The organism is Pseudomonas citronellolis (assembly GCF_900112375.1).
Lineage (GTDB): Bacteria > Pseudomonadota > Gammaproteobacteria > Pseudomonadales > Pseudomonadaceae > Pseudomonas > Pseudomonas citronellolis.
The window spans coordinates 1-24,777 of sequence record NZ_FOLS01000002.1; the positions used below are offsets into that span (position 1 = coordinate 1).

Genomic DNA, 24,777 nt, shown 5'->3' on the forward strand with positions numbered 1-24,777 from the left:
CAGCGCCAGGCCTGGTCGTGCACTCGGATCGTGGTAGCCAGTACGCCAGCGAGGTTTATCGCGCGCTGCTCAAGCGGCATGGCCTGGTCTTGAGCATGAGCCGCAAGGGAAATTGCTGGGACAACGCGGTCATGGAACGCTTCTTCCTGAACCTGAAAATGGAGCGGGTCTGGCAACGTGACTACGCCAACCATGCTGAGGCTATGACCGACATTGCCGACTACATCGTCGGCTTCTACAACAACGTGCGCCTGCACTCCAGCCTAGGCTATCTGCCACCCACCCGCTACGAGCGCAGGCCACCCAGACAACCTATCGAAGTGTCCGAAATTATTTGACCACCACAAACCAGGCCTTATCTCGGCACAGACTAGCCCCCTCTCCCTTCAGGGAGAGGGTTGGGGAGAGGGGAAAGCCCGAGCGCCGGTGTCATTCCCACTGTAGGAGCGCGCCCTGCGCGCGATTCGCGCGCAGGGCCCGCTCCTACAGGTGCATGGCCTAACGGAGCGCGTAGGGGCAGCCCCTTCTCTCCCTCCGGGAGAGGGCTGGGGTGAGGGAAAACCCGAGCTCCAATGTCATTCCCATTGTAGGAGCGCGCCCTGCGCGCGAATCGCGGGCAGGGCCTCCTACAGGTGCATGGCCTCGCGGAGCGCGTAGGGGAATGGAATCGAGCGAGCAGGCCTGCGGCCCCCTCACCCTAACCCTCTCCCGGAGGGAGAGGGGACCGTTCGGAGTAGTCGGGGAGGTTGGAGTCAGCCGGAGACCAAGGATTCTCCGGCTGAAACCTCACTCCCAGCCGGCACGGGCAGCCCCCTCTCCCTCCGGGAGAGGGTCGGGGTGAGGGGAAAGCCCGAGCGCCGGTGTCATTCCCACTGTAGGAGCGCGCCCTGCGCGCGAATCGCGGGCAGGGCCCGCTCCTACAGGTGCATGGCCTCACGGAGCGCGTAGGGGAATGGAATCGAGCGAGCAGGCCTGCGGCCCCCTCACCCTAACCCTCTCCCAGAGGGAGAGGGGACCGTTCGGCGTGCGTTGGTATTTCGGCGTTAGCCGGCTAGCACAGGGATTGCCGGCTGAAACCAGGCCGCCTCTCGGCACGGGCTAGCCCGGTAGGATGGGTTGAGCGAAGCGATACCCATCACCATGGCCCGATGGGTATCGCAAGCTCAACCCATCCTACGAAAAGCGTCTCGCCGCAGCCGCCAGACAGGCCGCGTATGACCGCGAACGGTTACATGCCCTACCAGCGATAACGCAGCAACCGGCCGATACGGCCCAGGGTGGGCCAGCGCTGCATCAGTTGCACGAATGCGCGGGACGACCAGGCCATCCGCCGGCATTCCTCGGGGGTGTAGGTGAGGCGCTCCTCGACCAGCTGCAGCCCCGGCACCAGCGCCTCCAGCTCCTTGGGCTCGTCCAGTGCCCAGTGCACCCGGGCGCCGCGTGCCCAGAACGGCAGGAACAGCCCCAGCATGCGGATGCCGAAGCGGTTGTAGCCGTCGAAGATCAGCTCGCCCTGGGGGAAGCGCGCCAGCAGGCCGCGCAGCAATGCGCTCACCTCAGCTTCGCGCAGGTAGGGCATCAGGCCTTCGGCGACGATCAGCAGCGGGCGGCCGGTGGGCAGCGCGTCGAGCCAGGACGGGTCGCCCATCGCGCCGGGCAGCAGCGTGCAGCCTTCGCGTGCCGGGTATACCTCGCTGCGCAGCGCCAGCACGTCCGGGTAGTCCACTTCGAACCAGGCCACGCTGGGCGGCGGGTCCAGGCGGAACACCCGGCTATCCAGGCCGCAACCCAGGTGCGCCACACAAGCATCGGGGTGGGCGGCGAGGAATTCGGCGGCCCAGCGGTCGAGCTTCCAGGCGCGCAGGGCGATGCCGACGTAGCTGCTGCGGCCCAGGCGGAAGCGCGCGAAGTCGTAGTCCAGGCGCGCCAGCGCGGCGGCCGCGAAGCGGTCCTGCAGCAGCGAATCGGGCAGGCGGCTTTCCATGGCCTTGGCGTAGAAGGTGATCAGCAGGGTTTCCTTGACCCCGCCGAGCTGGATGCGTGGCATTGGCGGCTCCCGGGGCGGACGACGGCACCGCCCTCCCCCGCAAGCCTAGGACCGCATCGGCGGATGCCGCAAGCGCAGCGGCGCCGTCGGCTCAGCGCAATTGCAGGCGGGCCCAGTCCCGCGGGGCAATCTCGCCGGCCAGTTGCAAGCCACCGCGGGCGTCGCTGAACAGCACCAGCGAGGTGCCGTAGCCGGGGGTTTCCAAGTCCCGGTGGCTGAGCGCCTGGGCCAGTTGCTCCATGCATTCGCTGTGGGTGACCAGGATCAGGTTGCGGTGGCTGGCCTTGTGTTCCAGCACGTGGTTGAGCAGGTTGCCGGTGCAGTCGGCGACCCAGGCCTGGCCCAGGGTGCCGTCGCCGAACATCAGGCTGGCGGTCTGCAGGGTGCGCGTCAGCGGGCTGGCGTAGACGTCGGCGTTGTCCAGGCCGAAGCGGCTGCGGTAGTCGTCGCCCAGGGCCGTGGCCAGCGCCCCGCCGCGCACAGTGATGCCGTCCTCGGCGCCCAGGCAGGGGGCGTCGGAACGGTCGCAGCGCTCGGCGTGGCGCACCAGCACCACCACCTCGCCCAGGCGCCAGTGGCGGGCCAGGTCGTCCTCGCCCGGCAGCGGCGGGCGCTGCGCCGCGACGCTGGCCGCGCCGCACAGGGCCACGGCCAACAGGCCGAGCAGCCCGCAGGCCAGGGCCATTACCCGTCTGGATGGACGCCGCCAGGTTTCCGGAATCTGCCTCACTTCGCCACAGGCCTCGCGCTCGATGGTTCGGGACGCACCCGGCACGCTGCCGGATGCTGGCCGCCATCCTGCACGGGCGAAGGTGAAAACTCCGCGAGGCGAATGTGAGGATTTCGTTGAGCGCCAACCGCCGCTCGGGATGCCGACGACCCGCAGGGCCAGGGCCGTCGGCGGGCCCTGGCCGGGCGGGCGTCAGTCGCTGATGCCCTGGATGTCGTTGAAGGTGGACAGCAGGGTGTTCAGCGAATCCAGGCTGCGGTCCTTGTCCGGGGACTTGGCGTGCAGTTCCCGCACCGCGCCCTCGACCGCCGCGTTGGCGGCCTTCCAGTCCTCCGGGCTCTTGCGCTTGAGCTCGGCGGCAGCGGCTCGCCACTTGGCCTGCAGGGCGTCGACCTTGGCCCGGGCGCTGGCGAAGTCGTCGGCGCCCACCGCGTCGAGCGACTCCTCGGCCAGGCGGCCGTATTCGCTGAGGTCGCCCAGCGGGCCCTGCTGGTCGTCGGCCTCCATGCCGCTGGGCGGTGCGGCGTCTTCGGCCCAGGCCGGGTTGTGTGCGACCGGAACAACAGCAACCAGCAGCGCCGCCAGCGCCGCCGCCAATACCGTCCGCGAGGAAGAACTCATTGTCTGGCTCCTTAGGCTGGCCAATGTGACTTCGAGGAGTGTAGAGGCTGGACGGTCAAATTTGCAGCCACCGGGCACGGCCTCGGCAAACCGGGAACGCCTTCGAGAAAACCCTCATCAAGGAATTTCCCTACAGCACATAACGCTCAGCTCCCACGAGCCGGATCGATAGTCTTCCCGCCGTCATGGCGTTTGCCATGACAGGGTGTCGCAACCCAAAGGTCCTTCAGCACAGCAGCAGCATTCAAAGCAAAGGCGCCACGTGCGTCGCGCTTGCCTTGGTTATGGCTGGCCGTGCAGGGCAGGCTTCCGCCTGGCCGGATTCTCCTTGGACCTCCGGTTTGCGACCCCTGCACGGCTCGCCGCCCTCCGTGTCGCAACGGAAGCGGCGGGTTCCATCCGGTCCAAGGAGCGTAAGGAAATGCACCAGTTCCCTTCCAAGCCCGCGCCCCTCCGCGCGAAGAACGCCCGCCCGGGCATTCAGCAAGAGTCTTTCAGGATTCGTGAATTCAAACCCCTTCCGGAAAGCTCGCAGGCCTTCTCCGAAGTGCTTTACATCGACACGCTGGCACCCTCGACACAGTTGCTCGACACGGCCCTGCAGCGCCTGCGGGCGCTCGGCGGCGTGCTCGACCTGCTGGAGGAGCACCCCGCCGCCAGTGCCTCGCAGTGGGACCTGGCGCGCTGGAGCGCAACGTTGCGCATGCTCCACGCCGACACCCAGGCACTGCTCGAGGCTGCGCACCAGCGCACCCACGAGGAACGCCCGGAGTAACCGGCCCCCGCCGCGCCCGCCTCAGCGGCTGGTCTGCAGGCGGCGGCGCGCGGCGTGGCGTTCCAGGGCCAGGTCGATCAGCCGGCTGACCAGTTCGCTGTAGCTCATGCCGGCAGCCTGCCAGAGCTTGGGGTACATGCTGATGCGGGTGAAGCCGGGCAGCGAGTTGAGTTCGTTGACCAGCACCTGGCCATCGCCGGTGAGGAACACGTCGACCCGCGCCAGGCCCGAGCAGCCCAGCACCTGGAAGGCTTCCACGGCGAGCTGGCGGATGCGTTCGCAGGCCGCGGCATCGATGTCCGCCGGCACCACCACCCGGGCGGCGTCTTCGTCGATGTACTTGCTGTCGTAGGAATAGAAGCCCCCACGCACCACGATCTCGCCGCAGCCGCTGGCGATGGGCTCGTCGTTGCCGAGCACCGCGCACTCGATCTCGCGGCCGTTCACCGCGGCCTCCACCAGCACCTTGTCGTCGAAGGCCAGGGCCTCTTGCACGGCGGCGACGTAGCCGGCCTCGTCCTCGACCTTGCTGACACCCACCGAGGAACCCAGGTTGGCCGGCTTGACGAACAGCGGCAGGCCCAGTTGGCGCTGCGCTTCGGCGAAGGGCGTGCGCGCGGCGGTGGCGCGGGTCAGGGTGATGAAGGGGGTGATGGCGATGCCGGCGTCGCGCAGCAGGCGCTTGCTCACGTCCTTGTCCATGCAGATGGCCGAGCCGAGCACGTCGGCGCCGACGAAGGGGATGTCGGCCATGCGCAGCAGGCCCTGCAGGCAGCCGTCCTCGCCCTGGGTGCCGTGGACGATGGGGAAGATCACGTCGACGTGGTCGAGCAACTGGCGGCTGCCGGTTTCCACCAGCTGCCGCTCGGCCTTGCCGGGCACCACGGCCAGCTCGCGGTTGGAGCGGTTGAGCGCAATCAGCGCCGGGTTCTCCTGGTTGAGCAGGTAGTCGGAGGCGTCGTTCAGGTGCCAGCGGCCGTCCTTGTCGATGCCGATCAGCACCGGCTCGAACCGCGAGCGGTCCAGGGCATCGACTATGTTCTTCGCCGACTGCAGCGACACCTCGTGCTCCGCCGAACGCCCACCGAAAATCACCCCGACACGCAACTTGCTCATAACTGCCTCCAGCTTGCTGATGGGCGCTTCTTATCATGGTGGTGGGGATTTTTATAGGAGCGGTGGTCGGGTGGGGTGGGGCCTATTCTGAAGAGCACCCTCTCCCCAGCCCTCGGCTGCGCGCCCCGCCCTGAAGGGAGAGGGGGCTTGTCCGTGCCGAGAGCAGGTATGGTTTCAGCCGGAAATCACCGCGCTTGCCGGCTGACTCGGGAAAACCAGACCGCGCCGAACGGTCCCCTCTCCCTTCAGGGAGAGGGTTAGGGAGAGGGGGCGGAGCCACGCCCGAACACCTGCATATCCGGGAGGCACCGTTCGCGAGCAAGCTCGCTCCTACGAAAAGCCAAAAGCCAGAAAGCCGAAAAGCCGGAAAAGCCGGAAAAGCCAGCCCAGCCTCAAACCACCGCCAGGTGCATCTTCCGCCGCGGCGGCGGGAAGGCCGCATCCAGCTTCGCCAGATCCTCCCCATCCAGCCGCAACTGCAGCGCCGCCGCATTGTCGCGGACATGCACAGCCTCCACCGCCTTGGGAATGGCGATCACCCCACCCTGGCGGATCAACCACGCCAAGGCCACCCGCGCCGGAGTGGCGCCATGGCGTTCGGCCACTTCGCGCAGGGTGGCATTGCGCAGCAGGTGGCCGCCCTGGCCTACCGGGCAGTAGGCCATCAGCGGCATGCGCTGTTCCTGGCACCAGGGCAGCAGGTCCCATTCGATGCCGCGTTCTTCCAGGCTGTATTGCACCTGGTTGGTGGCGCAGTGCAGGGCGCCCAGTTCCTGCATGTCGTCGAGGTCGAAGTTAGAGACGCCCCAGCGGCGGATCTTGCCGTCCTGGCGCAGGCGCTCGAAGGCCTCGACGGTTTCCTCCAGCGGGTACTGGCCGCGCCAGTGCAGCAGGTAGAGGTCCAGGCAGTCGGTGCCCAGGCGCTTCAGGCTGCGCTCGCAGGCCGCCGGCACGCCGCGGGCGCTGGCGTTGTGCGGGTAGACCTTGCTGACCAGGAAGACCTGCTCGCGCAGGCCGCGGATGGCCTCGCCGACCACCTCTTCCGAGCCACCCTCGCCGTACATCTCGGCGGTGTCGATGAGCGTCAGGCCCAGCTCGATGCCTTCGCGCAGGGCCGCCACCTCGCGCTTGCGCGCCGCCCTGTCCTCGCCCAGCCGCCAGGTGCCCTGACCGATGGCCGCAACGCGCGCGCCATCGGCGAATACCACCTCTTTCATGCCTTGCTCCTTCTTCGTTCAATGCCAGGGGTCGTAGGTGCCGAAGCTCCACACGTGGCCCTCGGGGTCGCGGCAGGTGAAGCCCTGGCCGCCGTAGTCCTCGTCGCGGATGTCGATGACCATCTGCGCGCCGGCGTCCAGCGCGCGGCGGTACAGGGCCTCGGCGTCGGGCACCAGCAGGTACAGGCTCTGGGTGCAGCCGCCGACGTCCTCGGGCCGGCGCATCAGCCGGCCGTATTCGTTGTCCACCGCCGAGCCCAGCATCAGCATGCCGCTGCCGTCGGGCAGGCACAGCTGGGCATGGGCCACGCCGCCTTCGCCGTCGTCCACCACCAGTTGGCGGACGAAGCCGAAGGTGTCGCACAGCCATTGGATGGCCGCCGGCGCGTCGCGGTAGCGCAGGCAGGGGATCAGGCGGGGATGGCTGGCCATGGCGGTCTCCTCGTGGCGCTGGGGCCCACACAGCATAGACCGCGGCCCGTCACAGACGCAGGCGCCAGCGCCCGTTGCGGACCAGGCGCAGCACGCCCAGCGGTTCGACGTCGATGGCGTTGAACGCCGCCGCGCCGGCCCGCAGCACGTGCAACGCGGCGGCGCGCAGCACCGCGGGGTGGCTGACGACGATGAAGTGGCCGTCCTCGTCGAAGGCGTCGAGCCAGGCGCCCACGCGCTCACACAGCTGCGCCTGGGATTCGCCGCCGTGGGGCGCGGCGGCGGGGTCCGTCAGCCAGGCGGCCAGGTCCTGCGCCGCCGTGGCCTGCAGGGCCTCCAGGCTCTGCCCGCGCCAGGCACCGTAGTCGCAGTCGCGCAGGGCTTCCAGCAGCTGCGGCTCGGCGCCCCAGGCGGCGGCGGTCTGCCGGGCGCGCAGCTCGGGGGCGCAGAGCACCCGGCGCGGCGCCTTGAGCCCGGCGCGGCGCTCGGCCAGGCGCTCGTCCTGGCCCGGTTCCAATGGCTCGTCGGCCTGGGCGAAACGGCCCTGGCGCTGGGCGGCGGTGCGCCCGTGGCAGACGAAGCTCAGGCGGCTCGGCATCGAATTCTCTCCCATTCGCAGGCGCCGGGGTTTACACTGGCCGACGCTCTCGTAGCATCTTGTTACTTGGAAGGAAGCCGGTGAAAACCCGGCACGGTCGCGCCACTGTATTCGGTCCCAAGGCCGAGAGTCAGACCCTTCCCTACAAAAACAGATCGCCCACCATTTCAGGACGCGTAATCCTAGGAGGTCTCCATGGCTCATTCAGCCACCCACGCCGATGCCGGCGTATCGCTCCCCGTCATCCCGCTCGGCGAACTGCTGCCGTGGGCCATCTTCGGCGGCCTGCTGCTGCTCCTGGCGCTGTACTTCGTCGGCGCCGAACAGGGCGCCACCTCGATGTTCAAGGGCATGTACGTGCACGAATTCGTCCACGACGGCCGCCACCTGCTGGGCTTCCCCTGCCACTGACCCCGGGGACTCCCTGACATGACTGGAAAACTCCTGCTGCGCGGGATGCTCGTCGGCGTCCTGGCGGGCCTGCTCGCCTTCGGTTTCGCCCGCCTCTTCGGTGAGCCCGAGGTAGACCGCGCCATCGCCTTCGAAGAACAGATGTCGGCCATGCACGAGGCCGAGGAAGCCGCCGCCAACGGCGGCATGGCCGCACATGACCACGAGGAAGAACTGGTCAGCCGCGAGGTCCAGGCCAGCATCGGCCTGCTCACCGGCGTGGTGGTCTACAGCGCCGCCATGGGTGGCCTGTTCGCCCTGGTGTTCGCCTACCGGCTCGGCCGCTCCGGGCACCTGAGCCCGCGCGCGCTGAGCGCCCTGCTGGCCCTGGCGGCCTTCGTCACCCTGTACCTGGTGCCGAGCCTGAAGTACCCGGCCAACCCGCCGTCGGTGGGCGACCCGGAAACCATCCGCCAGCGCACCACGCTGTTCTTCCTGATGATCGCCGTGTCCATCGCCGCCGCCGCCATCGCGCTGAACCTGGCCCGCCGCCTGAGCGCCAGCCACGGCGCCTGGGCCGGCACCATCGCCGGCGTGGCCCTGTACGTGGTGGTCTGCATCGTCGCCGCGGTCCTGTTCCCGGCCGTGCGCGAAGTGCCGGCGGACTTCCCGGCCGACCTGTTGTGGCAGTTCCGCCTGGTGTCCCTGGGCATCCAGGCGATCCTCTGGAGCACCGTCGGCCTGGTCTTCGGCTGGTGGATCGAGTCCAAGCCGCTGAGTCAATCGTTCATAGGAAAGGCCTGACCGCTTCCGGCCAGCCATTTCCGCCGCGGGTCCCGCCATCGGGACCCGCTTTCCTACCCCGCCATATCCCCGCTTTTTCCATATACCCTCCCCCATCGGCCTTGTAGACAAACCCGCCGATTCTTGAGGCCTGCGAGGCCTACATCAGCCTACAAAAAACACCTGCTTAATCTGGCGAATAAACCTACGTTTTCGTCCGCCTTTTCATCTGGTTCAGATTGGCCATTCCTGGGGAAGATTTCCGCCGATCCCTTATCGAGGCCAAGACGATGACGCACAACCTGCTCAAGCACATATTCGCCGGCACCCTGCTGGCCCTGCCCCTGGAGCAAGCACTGGCACTGGCGGAGGTATACGGCGACGTGGAGGTTTACCTGGAAATATCCAAGGGCTGCCAGGTGGGTGGAAGCGCAGTGCTCGACAGCACCAACGACTTCGGCGAACTCGATTTCGGCAGGGTCGGCCCGACCTGGGACACGACGTTGAAAACCCAGCTGATCAGCCCGCAAGGCGGCACGCTTCAGGTGACCTGCGATCCGAACATCAAGGCCTTCAAGGTCGCCATCGATGGCGGCCGGCGGGGCGATCGGATGTTGAAGCTCAACACCGGCCCGGACACCGTTGCCTACAAGGTGTACCAGGACGCCCAGCACACCAAGGAATACGCCGTCGACCAGTTCGTCTCCTTCCCCATCCCCACCGGCGGCGCGACCGTCAACATCCCCATCCATGGCTCCATCGCGCCCAATACCAGGCCCAAGCCGAGCGGCACGTACCAGGACACCCTGACCGTCACCATCGACTTCTGACGCCCCGCGGGGCCCGTCCATCCTCGACCCGCCTGGGGCTTGCCATGACACCTCACCCACTGCCGTGCCGGTGCGCCACGCTGCTGCCGGCCGTACTGCTCGCCACCCTGGCGCCGCTGCAAACGGCCAGCGCCGACACCCGCGCCAGTTTCCGGGTTTCCGCCAGCGTCACCCGCGGCTGCCTGGTCAACCACGCGGTGCCCGGCAACGGCAGCAACCTGGGCGACCTCGGGCGCCTGGACTTCGGCCGCCACCCGCCCGCTTCCACCGCCGGCATCAGCACCCGGCTGTCACCCAACAGCGCCGTCACCCTCAGTTGCACCCCCGGCGTGACCCTGCGCATGACGGTGAACGGCGGCCTGCACCTCGCCGGCGGCCTGCGCCACCTGCGCGCAGGCGAAGCGCAGCTGGCCTACCGCCTGTACCTCGACGCCGGCCTCAGCCAGGAGATCCCGGTCAACGCCAGCGTGCGCGTCGACTACGACGACGCCGAGAACATCCGGCTGCCGATCAACGCCGCCCTGCGGCTGCCCGGCAACCAGGCGTCCGGGCGCTACCAGGACCGCCTCGGGGTGACCTTGTCATGGTGAGCGCCCCGATGGCCCTGCTCCTCGCCCTGCTCGTCCTGCTGCCCGGCGCGGCGCGGGCCGGCAGCTCGCTGCTGATCTGGCCGATCGACCCGGCGCTGGAGCACGACCAGCGCGCCAGCGCGCTCTGGCTGGAGAACCACGGCAACCAGCCGGCCCAGCTGCAGGTGCGCATCTTCGCCTGGAGCCAGCGCGGCGGCGAGGAACACTACCAGGTGCAGCACGAGGTGGTCGGCAGCCCGCCGATGTTCCGCGTCGAACCGGGCGCCCGCCAGTTGGTGCGGCTGACGCGCCTGGCGCCCAGCGCCCCGGGCACGGAGCGCGCCTACCGCATTCTCATCGACGAAATCCCCACGCCGCAGGCCTCGCCGGCGCCCGCCGAAGGCAATGGCATCCGCTTCCAGATGCGCTACTCGGTTCCCCTGTTCCTCTATGGCGAGGGCCTGGGGGCGAAGAGCGCCGAGCGCCCGGCGCTGGACTGGCGCCAGCTCGTCGAAGGCGGCAAGGCCTACCTGGAGGTGCGCAACCGCGGGCCACGCCATGCCCGTCTGACGCAGGTGGTCCTCGAACGGCCTGGCGGCAACCAGGCGATCGAGGACGGCCTGCTCGGCTACGTGCTGGCCGGCGCCAGCATGCGCTGGCCGCTACCACGGCCGCTGAGCGGCGGCGGGCGCCTGCGGGCGGAGGTCAACGGCGAAGGTGGCGAGATAGCCGCCGCGCCCCGCTGAGCCGGGCCATGGGCCGCCAGTCGCCGCGCCGCTGCCCCGCGCTGCTCGCCGGAGCCGCCCTGCTGTGCGCAGGCGAGCCCCCGGCGGCGGCCTCGCTGCCCCTGCCGCCGCGGGAGTCCAACGTCCTGGTCGATGATGCCCGCCTGTACCTGGAGGTGCTGGTGAACCTGCGGCCGAGCGGCCAGGTCATGGCCGTGGACAGGCGCCAGGGGCATTTGCGCATGGATGCGGCCGACCTGCGCGCCCTCGGCCTGCCGGTGACGCGCGACGGCCCGCTCGACCTCGCCGGGCTGCCGGAAGTCGAAGTGCGCTACGACGCCGCCAACCAGCGCCTGCTGCTGCAGGTGCCGGCGCACTGGCTGGCGGAACAGCATCTGCAAGGCGCCGCGCCGCAGGCCCGCATGCCGGCCCGCAGCAGCTTCGGCGCCCTGCTCGACTACCAGCTGTACGCCAGCAGCCCGCGGGACGGCCAGGACATCCACTCGGCCTGGAGCGACCTGCGCCTGTTCGGCGACTTCGGCGTGTTCAGCCACAGCGGCGTCTACCAGCAGCCCTTCGGCGGTTCGGCGCAGCGCAGCCGCTACCTGCGCTACGACAGCGCCTGGCGCTACGCCGACGAAGAACGCGCGCTGACCTACGAGGTCGGCGACCTGGTCAGCCGCACGCAATCCTGGGCCACGCCGGTGCGCCTGGGTGGCGTGCAGCTGTCCCGGGATTTCGCCATCCGCCCCGACATCGTCACCTATCCGCTGCCGCGCTTCGCCGGCGAGGCGGCGCTGCCCAGCACCCTGGACCTGTTCATCGACGGCTACCGCAACAGCAGCTACCAGCTGCAGCCCGGCCCCTTCAGCATCGGCGGCCTGCCCTACATCAACGGCGCCGGCCAGGCGGTGCTGCAGACAACCGACGCCCTCGGCCGCCAGGTCTCCACCAGCGTGCCCTTCTACGTCAGCAGCGACCTGCTGCGCCCGGGCCTCAGCGATTTCGCCCTCAGCCTGGGCAGCCTGCGCCAGGGCTACGGCGAGGACGACTTCGCCTACGGCACCGGTGCCGCCAGCGCATCGCTGCGCCACGGCCTGAGCGACTACTTCACCCTGCAGGCCCAGGCCGAGGGCGCCACCGGCCTCGCCATGGGCGGCATCGGCGGCGTGTTGCGGCTGGGCACCCTGGGCATGCTCAACGCCGCCGCCAGCCATGGCAGCCAGGACGGCGACGGCGGGCGGCAGTTCAGCTTCGGCTACCAGTACAGCGCGCGGCGCTTCAGCTTCTCCATACAGCGCAGCCAGCGCGACGCCGGTTACCGCGATCTGGCGCACCTCGCCCAGGAACACCAGTGGCGCGGGACGACGGCCGAAGACGAAGACGACGAGCGAGGGCGGCGCTATTCGCCCTCCCGCCGCAGCACCCAGGCCACCGCCAGCCTCGCCCTGGACGACTGGGGCAGCCTGGGCGCCGGCTACTTCGAGGTGGAGACCGGCGACGGCAGCCGCACGCGCCTGCTCAACCTGTCCTGGAGCCGCTCGCTGTGGGGCGACGCCAGCCTCTACCTATCCGCCAACCGCGAGCTGGGCAACGGCAGGTGGAGCAGCGTCGTGCAACTGGTGGTGCCGTTCGACCTGCGCGGCACCCTCAGCGCCAGCGTCGAGCACGACGCCGAGGGTCGCGGCAGTCGGCGCCTCGACTACAGCCAGTCGGCGCCCACCGAGGGCGGCTTCGGCTGGAACCTCGGCCTGGCCGACAACGCCCAGGGCGGCGCCTGGCGCCAGGCCGCGCTGCACTGGCGCGGCCAGCACCTACAGGCCCGGGGCGGCCTGTACGGTAGCGCCGGCGACTACACCCACTGGCTCGACGCCGGCGGCGCCGTGGCCTGGATGGACGGCGCGCTGTTCCCCAGCAACCGCGTGCACGACGCCTTCGTGCTGGTCAGCACCGACGGCCATGCCGATGTTCCGGTGCGCTACGAGAACCAGCTGGTCGGCCACACCAACGCCGACGGCCACCTGCTGGTGCCCTGGAGCAGCGCCTACTACGCCGGCAAGTACGAGATCGACCCGCTGGGCCTGGCCTCCAACGTCGTGGCGCCGCTGGTGGAGCAGCGCGTGGCGGTGCGCTCCGGCAGCGGCTACCTGCTGCGCTTCCCGCTGCAGCGGGTGCTGGCCGCCAGCCTGCTGCTGCACGACAGCCACGGCCGGCCGCTGCCGATCGGCGCCCAGGCCCGCGTCAACGGCGGCCCGCCCGTGCCCGTGGGCTGGGACGGACTGGTCTACCTGGAACACCTGCAGGCGCACAACCGCCTGCGCGTGAGCCTGCCCGACGGCCAGGCCTGCAGCCTGGTCTTCGACCTCGACCCGCAGGCCGAAGAACTGGCGCAGCTGGGCCCGTTGCCCTGCCGCTGAACCCTGGAGCCGACCATGACCACACTGCGCTACCTGCTGCCCTTCCTGGCCCTGGCGCCACTTACCGGCCTGGCCCATACCGAGACCGAGCAATGCACGATCAACCCCGGCAGGGCAAGCTTCGGCAGCCACGGCTCGATGACCATCGCCAGCGGCGTTCCGGCCATGCAGCTCTCCGGCGGCGCCCGGTGCAGCCTCAAGGGCTATCCGATCCGCGAGAACTGGATACGCCTGCTCCCGGAGAACCTCAACGGCGGTGTGCTGCGCAATGCCGCCACGGGCGACGCCATCCCCTTCGAGCTGTACGGCAACGCCGGCCTGAGCCTGCCTCTACGGCAGGGCCAGTTCTACAACTACTCCAACTTCCCGTTTCCCGGCGGCGCGCCGGACGTCTCGCAGTTCCCCCTGCACGCCCGCCTGCGCCCGGCCAACGTGGCGCCCGGCACCTACACCGCCACCATCCAGCTACGCTGGCAGTGGCGCATCTGCGTGGCGGGCCGCGTGCTGGGCGCCTGCTACTTCCCCGGCTGGGACATCACGCCCGGAGTGAGCGGCGGCTGCATCGCCGAGATTTGCACCTCGGCGCCGAGCAACTGGGGTACGGGCGTGCTCACCAGCATGCAGCTGGTGGTGCAGGTCAACCGCGACTGCCAGCTCAGCGCGCCCGCCGTGAACTTCGGCAGCGCGCCGCTGATCGCCGGCTTCCGCCCGGTGCAGCAGCGCATCCAGGTGCGCTGCTCCAAGGGCACGAGCTACGACGTCGGCCTGAGCGACGGCGTCAACGCCAGCGGCGGCCAGCGGCGCATGGCCAGCGGCGGCAACCGCCTGGCCTACGAGCTGTACAAGTCGAGCAGCGGCAGCGAGCGCTGGGGCTCTGCGGGCACTGAAAGGCGCCCCAGCAGCAGCGCCGAACTGAACCCCGGCAGCCTCGACGGCCTCACCTACCAGGGCTTCGACTACCGCGCGGAAATCCTCCCCGACCAGCCCACTCCGCCGGCCGGCACCTACAGCGACAGCGTGGTGGTGGACGTGCGCTTCTGAGCGTGCTCAGGGATACAGGGCCTCGGCCAGCGACCGTGCCGCGCGGCCGCTTTCCACGCCTGGCACCAACTGGCTGAAGGGCAGCGTCACGAAACGCCCTTCGCGCACCGCGCGCAGCCGCGAGAGCAGCGGGTGCGCGCGCAGGTAGCGGACCTTCTCCGCCGCCGGCGACCAGCGCGCATCGGCCAGCAGGATCACGTCCGGGTCGCCCGCGAGCAGCGTCTCGGGGCTGGCCAGGTAGCCGCGCAGCGCCACCGCCTCGAACAGGTTGCGCGCCCCGGCGGCGCGCAGCAGCTCGCTGACGAAGCCGCGCCCGCCCTGGCTGGCCAGGCCGGCGTCGCTGCTGTCGAGGTAGAACACCCGCAGCGGCGCGCGGCCGTCAGCCCTGGCGGCCGCCGCGCGCAGGTCGGCCTGCTGGGCGTCGATCAGCGCCTGGGCCCGTGCCTCGACGCCCAGCAGCCGACCCAGGGTGCGCAGGTCGTCGCGCACGTTGCCGAAGCCATCTCCCGTGCGCTGTGCACAGGCCGCCTCCAGCAGGTAGTTGGCGATCCCGGCGGCGGCCAGTTCGGCGCGCCCGCGCCCGGGGTCGAAGGCAGTGGCGAAGCCGCCCACCACCAGGTCCGGGCGCAACGCATAGAGCAGTTCGGTGGACGGATAGCGCGCCGACACCACGGGCACGCCGCGGTAGCGGTCACCCTGCAACTGCGGCCCCGGGTCGTCCAGATAGGCCACGCCCGCCAGCCGCTCCCCGGCGCCCAGTTCCAGCAGCAGGTCGGCGGCGTGCTGGTTGAGCGCGAGGATGCGCTCGGGCACCTTGGCTAGGTGCCAGGTCTCGCCGCAGTTGCGGTAGTCCTCGGCGGCCAGGGCCGGCGTCGCCACCAGCAGCCCCAGCAGCAGTGCGAAGCCTTTCATGGCGCGCCCTCGATCAGCAGTTCGGCCACCGGCTCGCCGCCCGCCAGGTGCTGCTCCACCACCCACAGCACCTCGGCCTCGTCACGCACGCCGTACCAGCAGCGGTCCGGGTAGACCGTCAGCAGCGGCCCGCGGTTGCAGGGGAACTGGCAACCGGTGCGGGTCAGCAGCACGCCTTCGGCGGTTTCGATCAGCTCGCGCCTGGCCAGTTCGCGGCGCAGCGTCTTCCACAAAGGCAGGGCACCGCGCCGCACGCAGCGCGGGCCGGTGCAGAGGAACACCTGGCGCTTGTGCGGCGGCGGCGCCGACCAGTCCGGTTGTTCCGGCACCGGGCCGACGGTGCGGCATTCCAGTTGCTGGCGGCCGTCGTCGATGGCGGCGCCGACCAGGCGGGCGTCCAGGCCACGACGGCCGAGGGCCGAGGCGGTCACCCGCGGGCACGGCGCCTGGGGAAAGTCGCCGGCCAGTTGCGCCACCTCGCCGCGCAGCCAGTCGAGGTAGGCGCCGTCGCTGGCCGGTTCCATATCCACCAGCAGCAGCACCCTGCCCGCTCGCAGCTGCGTGCGAATGGCCGGCCACAGGGCATCGAAGCCGTCGCTGGTATCGACCAGCGTCACGGCGCGGTGGGACGCCGCCAGCTCGGCGCGCAAGGCCTCGCCCTGGGCGCCCGCGAGGGGGCCGACGATCAGCAGCGCCTGGTCCATGGCCACCTCAGAAGCTGAAGGTGTAGCGCAGCTCGGCGGTGCGCGGGCGGCCCAGGTTGTCCACCTGGCGGATGCCGTTGGTGGTGCGGCTGGTGGCGTAGTCGCGGTCCAGCAGGTTCTCCAGCAGCAGGCTCAGGCGGTGGCGGCGGGCGCCGTCGAGGTAGCGGTAGGCGTCGCCGTCGAGCACCGTGTAGTGGCCGTAGTCGTCGCCCTGCGGGCTGACGATGGAGCCCACGTAGCGCAGCGCCATGCCGAAGCCCCACGGGTCCTGGTCGTAGCCCAGGCGGGTGCGGGCGAAGAAGTGCGGGATGTTGTTCACCGTCACGCCCTCGCGGGTGTCCACCAGGTTGCGGGTGGCGTCGGCGTCCAGCTGCCAGTGCTCGCCCAGCCGCCACTGGCCGTTGGCCTCGATGCCGCGCACCTCGATCTCGCCGTCGCCGTTCACCCACTGGTCGCCGGCCAGGGTGATGAGGTCCTTTATCTCGCGGCGGAACAGGGTGACGCTGCCGCTCCAGGGCTGGCCGAACAGCGCGCCGCTGTAGTCCAGGCCCAGCTCGGCGTTGCGGCTGCGCTCGGGCTTGAGGTCGCGATTGCCGATCTCGCTGCCCGGCTCGTTGACGAACAGCTGCTCGGCGTTGGGCAGCTTGAAGGCGGTGCCCAGCTGGCCGCGCAGCTTGAGCTGGTCGCTGAGGTCGTAGAGCGAGGTGAGCATCCACACGGTGGCGCCCTCGCCGCCGCTCATTTCCTCGCGGCGCACGCCCAGGCTGGGGTGCCAGTTCGGCAGCAGGTCCACCTGCGGGCGCAACTGGGCGTACAGGGCGTGGGATTCGGCCTTGTCGTTGTCGATGATCAGGACGTCGTCCTGGCCCTTGTACCACTGGTTGTCGCTGCCGAAGACCAGCTCGTGGCCGCCGGCCAGGCGCGCCTTGCCCTCCAGCTGCGCGCCCCAGTCGGTGAAGCCCCAGTAGTCGTTGTGGTTGAGCACCCGGGTGCCGCCGCCGGCGAGGTTGTAGATGCGCGTGTAGCGGGTGTCCCAGTCGTTCAGGTGGGCCTTGGCGAACCAGCTGAAGTCGTCGTTCAGGCGCTGCTCGAAGGTCGCCGTGGCGATCTGCTGGATGCGGTCGTTGCTGGTGTGGTGGTTGTCGGCCGGGCGGGCGAAGTCCAGGTCGGCGTCGGCGTATTGGTAGAACAGCTCCAGCCGCGAGGTATCGCCGAAAGCCTGGATGGCCTTGGCGCCGAACACGTTGACGTCGTAGGAGCGGCGCTTGTCGCTGACGGTGTCGGTCATGTCCTGTTCGCGGAACGGCTTGTAGCCGTCGGAGCGGTTGTGGCTGACGTAGGCCAGCAGGCCGAGGTCGCCCAGGCCGTTCTCCAGCACCTTCTCCACCCGCGCGTCGCCGTTGCGCCCGCGGAAGCTGTCCAGGCCCAGGTTGACCTCGCCGGAAGCCTCGCGGGTCTGCGCGCTGCGGGTGACGATGTTGATCACCCCGGACACCGCCTGGGTGCCGAACAGCAGGCCCTGGCCGCCCTTGAGCACCTCGATGCGCTCCACCGCGGTGGTCGGCAGGGTGTCCAGGTAGAGGCCGCCGTACAGGCGGTTGTTCAGGCGCACGCCGTCGAGCAGGATCAGGGTGTCGTCGTTGCGCCCGCCCAGCAGCGAGTAGGTGCCGTAGTCGAAAGGGCCGTTCTTCGGCGCCACGAACAGGCCGGGCACGTACATCTGCAGCACGCGGGTGATGTCGGCGCTGGGGCCGGCGCGCTCGATCTGCTCGCGCTCGATGACTTCGAGCTTGCTGCCGTAGCGGGCCATCTCGGCGACGGTGGTGGACTCCACCGAGGGCGCGCTGACGATTTCATCGCGCAGGCCCAGGGGCTCGGCGTTCAGGCAGGGGCTCAGCAGCAGCCCGGCCAGCCAGGGCGCACGCCGGGAAACGGAATGGGAAAGGGGGAATTGCAAGGTGATCGCCTCGAAACGGGAATTTCGCAGGCGGCGCAGCGAGTCCCGGCGCGAGCGCGTCCGGAATCCGGCTCACGCCCGCCCACCGCGGGTTTGCCAACAACGCTCCAGGCCGGTCTCCGGGCTTGCGAGGGTTCTGGAGCATCCGCCTTCCCATGCCTGAGCACAGTGGCCTCGTGGATGCCCCGCTCGCTTACCGTTGCGGGGGCAGCGCCGGACTGATCGCCAAGGGCGACGCACCGGCTTCCCGTTTCACCTCACGCACGGCGGCGTGAGGCACCTGGAACGGCGCGCATCTGACCATCGGTGCGGCGGGGCGTCAAGGGCGCGGGTGTCGCGCCTGGACCGTCCATCCAACGGCGGTTAAGGTGAGCGGCCCGGAACCGGGCCCCCGGTGCCCTGCACATGGAAAAGACTGGATACAAATGACCGACCTCCCCATCGTCTCCGTGCTCATCCACGTGCCCGACTGGCGCACAGCCACCGACTGGTACGCCCAGGCCTTTCCCGCGGCACGCCGCGTGGTGCACGCCCCCGACGACTTCGGCCACCTGCAGCTGGGCGCGGTGGCCCTGGAGATCGTCAACGCCGACGCCAAGGTCACCGCCGGCGCCGCGGGCTCGGTGGTGTACTGGCGCGTCGCCAACCTCGACGGCGAGCGGGCCCGCCTGCTGGCCCTGGGCGCCGAACCCTGGCGCGGGCCGCTGGCCCTGCCGGAGGGCGGGCGCATGTGCCAGGTGCGCGATCCCTGGGGCAACTGCATCGGCCTGCGGGAGGACTGACAGGCGCCAGCTTTCCGCTATCATCGGCGGACCTTTCCCGACGCCCGAAAAGGACCTCCCATGTCGGTTTCCTCCCTGGTCACCCTGCTCGTCCTCGCCGTGCTGTTCTTCGGCGTCATCGCCATCTACAACCGCCTGGTGAACCTGCGCGCCCGCTACCGCAACGCCTTCGCGCAGATCGAGGTGCAGCTCAAGCGGCGCTACGACCTGATCCCCAACCTGGTGGAAACCGCCAAGGCCTACCTCAAGCACGAGCGGGAAACCCTGGAAGCGGTGATCGCCGCGCGCAATGCCGCGGTGGCCGGGCTCAAGGCCGCCGCCAGCCAGCCCGGCGCCGCTGCCGGCCTGGCCCAGCTGGCCAGCGCCGAAGGCGCCCTGGGCGGCGCGCTGGGGCGGCTCAACGTGACCATGGAAGCCTACCCGGACCTCAAGGCCTCGCAGAACCTGCAGCAGCTCACCGAGGAGCTGTCGAGCACCGAGAACAAAGTGGCCTTCGCCCGCCAGGCCTACAACGACGCAGTGATGGAATACAACGCCTACCGCCAGTCGTTCCCCGCCGTGGTGCTGGCGGCGAATTTCGGCCACAAGGCCGAGGTCGCGCAGCTGGAGTTCGCCGACAGCAAGCAGATCCAGGACGCGCCCAAGGTCGCCTTCTGACGAGCGGCCCGCGCGATGAACTTCTTCCAGCACCAGGACCGCGCCCGCCGCCAGACCGGCCGGCTGATCCTGCTCCTGGCCGCGGCGGTGGCCTGCCTGGTGACGCTCACCAGCCTGGCCCTGGGCTGGCTCTGGCGCCACATCGGCGAGCCCGCCAGCCACTGGACCTCGCCGCAGCGCCTGCCCGACCTCGAGCTTTACCTGTGGGTGGCCCTAGTGGTGGTCGGCGTGGTGATCGTCGGCGCCTGGTACAAGCACCGCCAGCTGCGCCTGGGCGGCCGCGCCGTGGCCGAGCGCCTGGGCGGCCGGCTGATCAACCTGGACGCCCGCGACGCCGAGGAGCGCCGGGTGCTCAACGTGGTCGAGGAAATGGCCATCGCCTCGGGCGCCCCGGTGCCGCCGGTGTACCTGCTGGAGGACAGCGGCATCAACGCCTTCGCCGCCGGCCTGACGCCGCGCGACGCGGTCATCGGCGTCACCCGCGGGACCATCGCCCTGCTCAGCCGCGACGAGCTGCAGGGGGTGATCGCCCACGAGTTCAGCCACATCCACCACGGCGACATGCGCCTGAACACCCGCCTGGTGGCGCTGCTGCACGGCATCCTGCTGCTGGGCCTGATCGGCGAGACCATGGTCCGCGGCCTGTGGGACAGCCACTGCGCCGACGACGTGGCGCGCATCCGCATGCAGCGCAGCAACGCCGGAAATGACAGCGGCTCCGGCTCGGCCCTGGGCTTCATCGCGCTGGCCTTCGTCGCCGGCCTGTGCCTGTGGGTGCTGGGCTCGGTCGGGACCTTCTTCGGCAGCCTGATCAAGGCCGCGGTGAACCGCCAGCGCGAATACCTCGCCGACGCCTCCGCCGTGCAGTTCACCCGCAACCCGGCCAGCATCGCCGGGGCGCTGAAGAAGGTCGGCGGCTACGGCTCGCTGCTCGGCGCCCTGCACCGCGCCGAGTTCAGCCACCTGTACTTCAGCGACGGCCTGGCCAACCACTGGTTCGGCCTGGCCACCCACCCGCCGCTGGAGGCGCGCATCCGCCGCATCGAGCCGGGCTGGGACGGCCGCTACCCGAAGGTGGAACCGCGCCTGGACATCCCGCTGGTGGACCGCGAGACCTGGAACGCCGCCCTGCGCGGCTACCCCTCGGGCGCGGCGCTGGCGTCGGTCGAGGCCATCGGCGAGCCGGCCGGGGCGCACCTGGAGCAAGCGCGGCACACCCTGCAACGGCTGGATGAAAGCCTGCGGGCGGCGGCGCACAAGGTCGATGGCGCGCAGGCGCTGGTCTACGGCCTGCTGCTGGATGCCGAAGCGCTGGCCCGCGCCCAGCAATTGCAACTGCTCAAGCCGCGCCTGGAGCTGGGCGTGGCCTTCCAGTTCGACCGCCTGGAGGAGCACCTGCACGCCCTCGATCCAGGCCAGCGCCTGCCCCTGCTGGACCTGGCCATGCCGGCGCTGAAGCAGTTGGACGCCACCCAGGTGGCGAGCCTGCTGGGCAACATGGCGCTGCTGATCAAGGCCGACCGCCGGGTGAAGCTGCTGGAGTGGACGCTGCTGCGCATCGTCGAACGCAACCTGCGCCCGGCCCCGGCGCGCATCGGCAACCTGCCGCTGGCCGAGCTGGGCGACGAGGCGGCGGTCCTGCTGGCCTTCCTCGCCGGCGTCGACGAAGCCGAAGCGGCCCATGCCGAACAGGCCTTCGCCCAGGCCTGGGCCACCCTGCCCTTCGCCGTGCGGCAGCCGCCGCAGGCCGGCACCCTGCGCGAGCTGGAGGCGGCGCTGCGACGCCTGGCGCAACTGCGCCCATTGCAGAAGCCGCAGCTGCTCAAGGCCATGGTCCGCTGCAGCGAATACGACGGCCGCATCAGCGTGGCCGAGGCGGAACTGCTGCGCGCGGTGGCCGACATCCTCGACTGCCCGATGCCGCCGTTGCTGGCGGATACGGCTTTTCGTAGGAGCGAGCTTGCTCGCGAATGAGTCCCGCAGCGGAGTCTGTTCGCGAGCAAGCTCGCTCCTACGAAGAGCACCTCGGCGCGGTCATGGGCGATGGAGTTGCCGGAAGGTGTAGGAGCGGACTCTGTCCGCGATAGCCGGAGGTTCCGGCGCGATTCGCGGATAAGATCCGCTCCTACGCTACCCCACCCGCGCCATTCCCATGTAGGAGCGCGCCCTGCGCGCGATTTCGCGGGCAGGGCCCGCTCCTACAGTTGTCGTGAGGCATGGAGTTTCCTCTCCGTCCGCGATTCGCCACACAAAAGAAAAGGGCCTCCGAAGAGGCCCTTTGTCATTTCATCGCTACGCTCACGCGCCGCTGGCGACCGCGCCCTGCTCGCCCTTGGGCGCCAGGTCGAACACGCGGTACAGCACCACCAGCAGGACCAGGAAGGCCGGGCCGATGTAGAGGGCGATGCGGGTGTCCTCGAAGAACGCCATCAGCGCCACCACCAGCACCAGGAAGGCCATGGCCAGGTAGGAGCTCAGCGGGTACAGCCACATGCGGAACTGCAGCTTGCCGGCCTCGGCCGGGCTCAGGCCGCGGCGGAACTTCAGCTGCGCCAGCAGGATCATGGCCCAGGTCCAGATGGCGCCGAAGGTGGCGATGGAGGTCACCCAGGTGAACACCTTCTCCGGCACCAGGTAGTTCAGCAGCACGCCGAACAGCAGCGCGACTATGGACAGGATCAGCGCATTGCGCGGCACGCCGCCCTTGGAGGTCTTGGCGAAGACCGCCGGCGCCTGGCCGTGCTGGGCCAGGCTGTAGAGCATGCGCCCGGTGCTGAAGATGCCGCCGTTGCAGGAGGACAGCGCGGCGGTGATCACCACGAAGTTGATGATGCCGGCGGCGGTCTTGATGCCCAGGCGCTCGAAGGTCATCACGAAGGGGCTGCCCTGGGTGCCGATCTCGCTCCACGGGTAGATCGACATGATCACGAACAGCGCGCCGACGTAGAACAGCAGGATGCGCCAGAACACCGAGTTGATCGCACCCGGGATGGTCTTCTGCGGGTTCTTCGCCTCGCCGGCGGTGAGGCCGATCATCTCCACGCCCAGGTAGGCGAACATCACCATCTGCAGCGACATCAGCACGCCGGTGATGCCATGGGGCATGAAGCCGCCGTTGCTCCACAGGTTGGAAATGCCGGTGGCCACGCCGCCGTTGCCCAGGCCGAAGACGATCATGCCGCCGCCCACCAGGATCAGCGCGAGGATGGTGACGACCTTGATCAGGGCGAACCAGAACTCGAACTCGCCGAAGGCGCGCACCGCGATCAGGTTGATGGTGCCCATGCTCGCCAGGGCCGCCAGGGCCCAGATCCAGCGCGGCACCTCGGGGAACCAGATGCCCATGTAGATGGCCACCGCGGTGATCTCGGCGACGCAGGTCACCAGCCACAGGAACCAGTAGTTCCAGCCGGTCAGGTAGCCGGCCAGCGGGCCGAGATAGTCCTGGGCGTAGCGGGCGAAGGAGCCGGCCACGGGGTTGTGCACGGCCATTTCGCCGAGGGCGCGCATGATGACCAGGATGGCCAGGCCGCCGATGATGTAGGAGAGCATGATGGCCGGGCCGGCCATCTGGATGGCCTTGGCGGAGCCGAGGAACAGGCCGACGCCGATGCAGGCGCCGAGGGCCATGAGACGGATGTGCCGCTCGTTGAGATCCCGTTGGAGATCGTGGGACGACATGATGGTGCAACCTCGATTTTGTTGTTGGGTATATCAGCGGCGACTCGAAGCGCGGTCGGGATGAGGAAGGCCCGCGACGGAAAAAGCGCCGCCACCGCGCCGGTGGGCACGGGGGAGGATTCGTCTGGGGCCTTCCGGGACTGCACACCGGAAGAGGCTGCCCGCCCTTGTGGAGCGGACGTGGGCATTGCGGGAGTGAACCACTGAGGTCGCCGCGGAGTGTTGCACAAGATTGCCGGGGCGTCTGCCCCCTTATGGTGCGAACGAGACCAAAGGCTTACCCGGCCGGCGCGGCCACCAGCAGCAGCGAGCAGGCCACGCCGGTATCCGGCCGCCGCGGCTCGCGCAGCGCCAGCAGGCGCCAACCGCTGGCGTGCAGCAGGGCCAGCCAGGATTCGAAGGTGCGGAAGTACCAGGGCATGGGCTCGCGGAACTCGTCGCCGAAGGCGCTGAAGGTCTCCAGGCGCCAGCCGTCCTCGTAGGGCTCGTCGCCGCAGGCGCTCCAGGGGTGCAGGGTCTGGATCAGCAGCCGCCCGCCCGGCGCCAGGCGCTGCTGCAGGCCGCGCAGCAGGGGCGCGAGGTCCTCGTCGAACAGGGCGAAGTTGCACACCAGCGCGTCGAACCGCCCCAGGTGCGCCCCGGCTTCGCCCGCCAGTTCGGCCTGGCTCAGCACCTCGTAGCGCCCCTCGCCGGCCTGGCGCGCGGCCTCGATCAGCGCTGGCGAGGCATCGATGCCCACCACTTCGCAGCCCTGGGCCTCCAGCACCCGGCACAGCCAGCCTTCGCCGCAGCCGATGTCCAGCACACGATGCGGCGAACCTTCCAGCACGGCGCGGACGATAGCCTCGTCGGTGGCCAGGCGGCGGCTGTCGATGCGCTGCTCGCGCACTACGCGGGTCCAGGCGCTGGCGTTGCTGTCCCAGCTGTGGCGGATGCGGGTGGGGTTGTCGGGCATGGTGGGGGTCCGAGGGGAAAGGGAAGATTCCATTTTAGGTTGTAGGAGCGAGCTTGCTCGCGAATGGAGTTTCCCGATGGCTGCGGTGCAGGCCCCGAAGAGCCCCTCTCCCTAACCCTCTCCCTGAAGGGAGAGGGGACCGTTCGGTGTGCCTGGGTATTCCTGAGTCAGCCGGCAATTACGGAAGTATCCAGCGAACACCACGCTTACCGCTGGCACGGCCAGTGGCTTTCGTAGGAGCGAGCTTGCTCGCGAACCGTGTTTCCCGGTGACCGCGGTGCTTTCGGTGGACTCCGTACCCTCTCCCCAGCCCTCGGCTGCGCACCCCGCCCTGAAGGGAGAGGGGGCTTGGCCGTGCCGAGAGAAGGAGTGGTTTCAGCCGTCAATCCAAGTGCTAGCCGGCTGACTCCAAAACATCAGCGTCTGCCCAACGGTCCCCTCTCCCTTCAGGGAGAGGGTTAGGGAGAGGGCGCTCTTCAGGGCCAGCACCGCAGCTACCGGGAAACTCCGTTCGCGAGCAAGCTCGCTCCTACAAAAGAAAAACCCGCCCCCTCACAACCCCTTCGGCACCGCCAGCCCCTTGGTCGAGGGCCCGCGCTTCAACGGCTGCCGGCACCCCGCATCGCTGAACGGCCCGGACAGCCGTGCCCAGCCCTCCCCCGGCGAGGTCTGGCTGCAGGTCAGGTGGCCGTCCACGCGGCTCTGCCACAGGTAGAACGGCATGGGCGCGGCCTGGGCGGCCAGGCTGGCGATCAACGGCAGGAACAGCAGGAACAGGCGCATCGGGTCGTTTTCCAGGTCACTCGTCGGGCATTGTCGCGGCTTGGGTAGGACGAAG

25 protein-coding genes and 1 riboswitch are annotated in these 24,777 nt (G+C 69.6%); of the genes, 12 read left to right on the forward strand and 13 right to left on the reverse strand.

Annotated features, from left to right (window positions below):
* Window positions 1-338: integrase core domain-containing protein (locus BM060_RS01785; RefSeq protein WP_143096582.1), on the forward strand; the 338-nt coding region annotated here is incomplete at its 5' end.
* 899 nt (window positions 339-1,237) lie between these two features.
* Here the strand turns inward: BM060_RS01785 and BM060_RS01790 are convergent.
* The 3 genes from BM060_RS01790 to BM060_RS01800 all read right to left on the reverse strand — a co-directional run bounded on the left by BM060_RS01790 (window position 1,238) and on the right by BM060_RS01800 (window position 3,398).
* A complete protein-coding gene (locus BM060_RS01790; protein ID WP_074976814.1) occupies window positions 1,238-2,047 on the reverse strand; it encodes a class I SAM-dependent methyltransferase in 810 nt (269 codons plus the stop codon).
* 91 nt (window positions 2,048-2,138) lie between these two features.
* A complete protein-coding gene (gene pmrG / locus BM060_RS01795) occupies window positions 2,139-2,732 on the reverse strand; it encodes a lipopolysaccharide core heptose(II)-phosphate phosphatase PmrG (protein WP_061561201.1) in 594 nt (197 codons plus the stop codon).
* Between the two features lie 237 nt (window positions 2,733-2,969).
* A complete protein-coding gene (locus BM060_RS01800) occupies window positions 2,970-3,398 on the reverse strand; it encodes a hypothetical protein (protein WP_009618985.1) in 429 nt (142 codons plus the stop codon).
* A 421-nt stretch (window positions 3,399-3,819) separates the two neighbouring features.
* Here BM060_RS01800 and BM060_RS01805 point away from each other — a divergent pair, with 421 nt between their 5' ends.
* Window positions 3,820-4,173: a hypothetical protein gene (locus BM060_RS01805; RefSeq protein WP_083426707.1), complete on the forward strand. Its 354-nt coding sequence runs from the start codon at window positions 3,820-3,822 to the stop codon at window positions 4,171-4,173.
* Between the two features lie 21 nt (window positions 4,174-4,194).
* On the opposite strand, the gene ddlA is transcribed toward BM060_RS01805, so the two are convergent.
* The 4 genes from ddlA to BM060_RS01825 form a co-directional block, all read right to left on the reverse strand.
* Window positions 4,195-5,289 carry a D-alanine--D-alanine ligase gene (ddlA, locus tag BM060_RS01810; RefSeq protein WP_074976816.1) on the reverse strand — a complete coding sequence of 365 codons (1,095 nt, stop codon included), beginning with the start codon at window positions 5,287-5,289 and terminating at the stop codon, window positions 4,195-4,197.
* Window positions 5,290-5,681: 392 nt separating this feature from the next.
* Window positions 5,682-6,506 (reverse strand): aldo/keto reductase, encoded by an 825-nt coding sequence (locus BM060_RS01815; protein WP_074976819.1) that lies wholly within the window; start codon window positions 6,504-6,506, stop codon window positions 5,682-5,684.
* A gap of 18 nt (window positions 6,507-6,524) precedes the next feature.
* Window positions 6,525-6,938 (reverse strand): VOC family protein, encoded by a 414-nt coding sequence (locus tag BM060_RS01820; RefSeq protein ID WP_074976821.1) that lies wholly within the window; start codon window positions 6,936-6,938, stop codon window positions 6,525-6,527.
* A 49-nt stretch (window positions 6,939-6,987) separates the two neighbouring features.
* A complete protein-coding gene (locus BM060_RS01825) occupies window positions 6,988-7,536 on the reverse strand; it encodes a histidine phosphatase family protein (protein ID WP_074976823.1) in 549 nt (182 codons plus the stop codon).
* Between the two features lie 195 nt (window positions 7,537-7,731).
* Here BM060_RS01825 and BM060_RS01830 point away from each other — a divergent pair, with 195 nt between their 5' ends.
* The 7 genes from BM060_RS01830 (at window position 7,732) to BM060_RS01860 (ending at window position 14,291) form a co-directional block, all read left to right on the forward strand.
* Complete coding sequence (locus BM060_RS01830; protein ID WP_074976825.1) at window positions 7,732-7,947, forward strand: CbtB domain-containing protein; 216 nt, start codon at window positions 7,732-7,734, stop codon at window positions 7,945-7,947.
* 18 nt (window positions 7,948-7,965) lie between these two features.
* Window positions 7,966-8,730: a CbtA family protein gene (locus BM060_RS01835; protein WP_074976827.1), complete on the forward strand. Its 765-nt coding sequence runs from the start codon at window positions 7,966-7,968 to the stop codon at window positions 8,728-8,730.
* Window positions 8,731-8,999: 269 nt separating this feature from the next.
* A complete protein-coding gene (locus tag BM060_RS01840; protein WP_074976831.1) occupies window positions 9,000-9,539 on the forward strand; it encodes a Csu type fimbrial protein in 540 nt (179 codons plus the stop codon).
* Window positions 9,540-9,583: 44 nt separating this feature from the next.
* Window positions 9,584-10,129: a Csu type fimbrial protein gene (locus tag BM060_RS01845; protein WP_074976833.1), complete on the forward strand. Its 546-nt coding sequence runs from the start codon at window positions 9,584-9,586 to the stop codon at window positions 10,127-10,129.
* An 8-nt stretch (window positions 10,130-10,137) separates the two neighbouring features.
* Entirely contained in the window at window positions 10,138-10,854 is a 717-nt protein-coding gene (locus BM060_RS01850; RefSeq protein WP_245322993.1) for a fimbrial biogenesis chaperone, read from the forward strand.
* 8 nt (window positions 10,855-10,862) lie between these two features.
* The gene (locus tag BM060_RS01855) at window positions 10,863-13,250 is read left to right on the forward strand and encodes a fimbria/pilus outer membrane usher protein (RefSeq protein WP_074976838.1); all 2,388 of its coding nucleotides are present in this window, start codon (window positions 10,863-10,865) and stop codon (window positions 13,248-13,250) included.
* Window positions 13,251-13,265: 15 nt separating this feature from the next.
* On the forward strand, window positions 13,266-14,291 hold the full coding sequence (locus BM060_RS01860; RefSeq protein WP_074976840.1) for a Csu type fimbrial protein: 1,026 nt from the start codon (window positions 13,266-13,268) through the stop codon (window positions 14,289-14,291).
* Between the two features lie 6 nt (window positions 14,292-14,297).
* On the opposite strand, the gene BM060_RS01865 is transcribed toward BM060_RS01860, so the two are convergent.
* From BM060_RS01865 to BM060_RS01875, 3 genes are read right to left on the reverse strand one after another with little or no spacing between them, the layout of a single operon-like run.
* The gene (locus BM060_RS01865; RefSeq protein WP_074976843.1) at window positions 14,298-15,203 is read right to left on the reverse strand and encodes an ABC transporter substrate-binding protein; all 906 of its coding nucleotides are present in this window, start codon (window positions 15,201-15,203) and stop codon (window positions 14,298-14,300) included.
* On the reverse strand, window positions 15,200-15,907 hold the full coding sequence (locus BM060_RS01870) for a (2Fe-2S) ferredoxin domain-containing protein (protein WP_074976845.1): 708 nt from the start codon (window positions 15,905-15,907) through the stop codon (window positions 15,200-15,202). The genes BM060_RS01865 and BM060_RS01870 overlap by 4 nt, the downstream gene beginning before the upstream one ends.
* Before the next feature lie 7 nt (window positions 15,908-15,914).
* Window positions 15,915-17,864, reverse strand: coding sequence for a TonB-dependent receptor plug domain-containing protein (locus BM060_RS01875; RefSeq protein WP_074976847.1), 1,950 nt, complete (start codon window positions 17,862-17,864; stop codon window positions 15,915-15,917).
* 93 nt (window positions 17,865-17,957) lie between these two features.
* Window positions 17,958-18,163: riboswitch (cobalamin riboswitch) on the reverse strand.
* A 126-nt stretch (window positions 18,164-18,289) separates the two neighbouring features.
* Between BM060_RS01875 and BM060_RS01880 the strand changes: the two genes are divergently transcribed.
* The 3 genes from BM060_RS01880 to BM060_RS01890 are packed head-to-tail and all read left to right on the forward strand — an operon-like array spanning window position 18,290 to window position 21,277.
* Entirely contained in the window at window positions 18,290-18,646 is a 357-nt protein-coding gene (locus BM060_RS01880; RefSeq protein ID WP_074976849.1) for a VOC family protein, read from the forward strand.
* A gap of 60 nt (window positions 18,647-18,706) precedes the next feature.
* On the forward strand, window positions 18,707-19,303 hold the full coding sequence (locus BM060_RS01885; protein WP_074976851.1) for a LemA family protein: 597 nt from the start codon (window positions 18,707-18,709) through the stop codon (window positions 19,301-19,303).
* 15 nt (window positions 19,304-19,318) lie between these two features.
* Window positions 19,319-21,277 (forward strand): M48 family metallopeptidase, encoded by a 1,959-nt coding sequence (locus tag BM060_RS01890; protein WP_074976852.1) that lies wholly within the window; start codon window positions 19,319-19,321, stop codon window positions 21,275-21,277.
* Window positions 21,278-21,601: 324 nt separating this feature from the next.
* Here BM060_RS01890 and BM060_RS01895 read toward each other — a convergent pair whose 3' ends face one another.
* The 3 genes from BM060_RS01895 to BM060_RS01905 all read right to left on the reverse strand — a co-directional run bounded on the left by BM060_RS01895 (window position 21,602) and on the right by BM060_RS01905 (window position 24,722).
* Complete coding sequence (locus BM060_RS01895; protein WP_074976853.1) at window positions 21,602-22,984, reverse strand: amino acid permease; 1,383 nt, start codon at window positions 22,982-22,984, stop codon at window positions 21,602-21,604.
* 277 nt (window positions 22,985-23,261) lie between these two features.
* Complete coding sequence (locus BM060_RS01900) at window positions 23,262-23,939, reverse strand: class I SAM-dependent methyltransferase (protein WP_074976855.1); 678 nt, start codon at window positions 23,937-23,939, stop codon at window positions 23,262-23,264.
* Window positions 23,940-24,491: 552 nt separating this feature from the next.
* Window positions 24,492-24,722 (reverse strand): hypothetical protein, encoded by a 231-nt coding sequence (locus BM060_RS01905; protein ID WP_074976857.1) that lies wholly within the window; start codon window positions 24,720-24,722, stop codon window positions 24,492-24,494.
* Window positions 24,723-24,777: the final 55 nt, after the last annotated feature.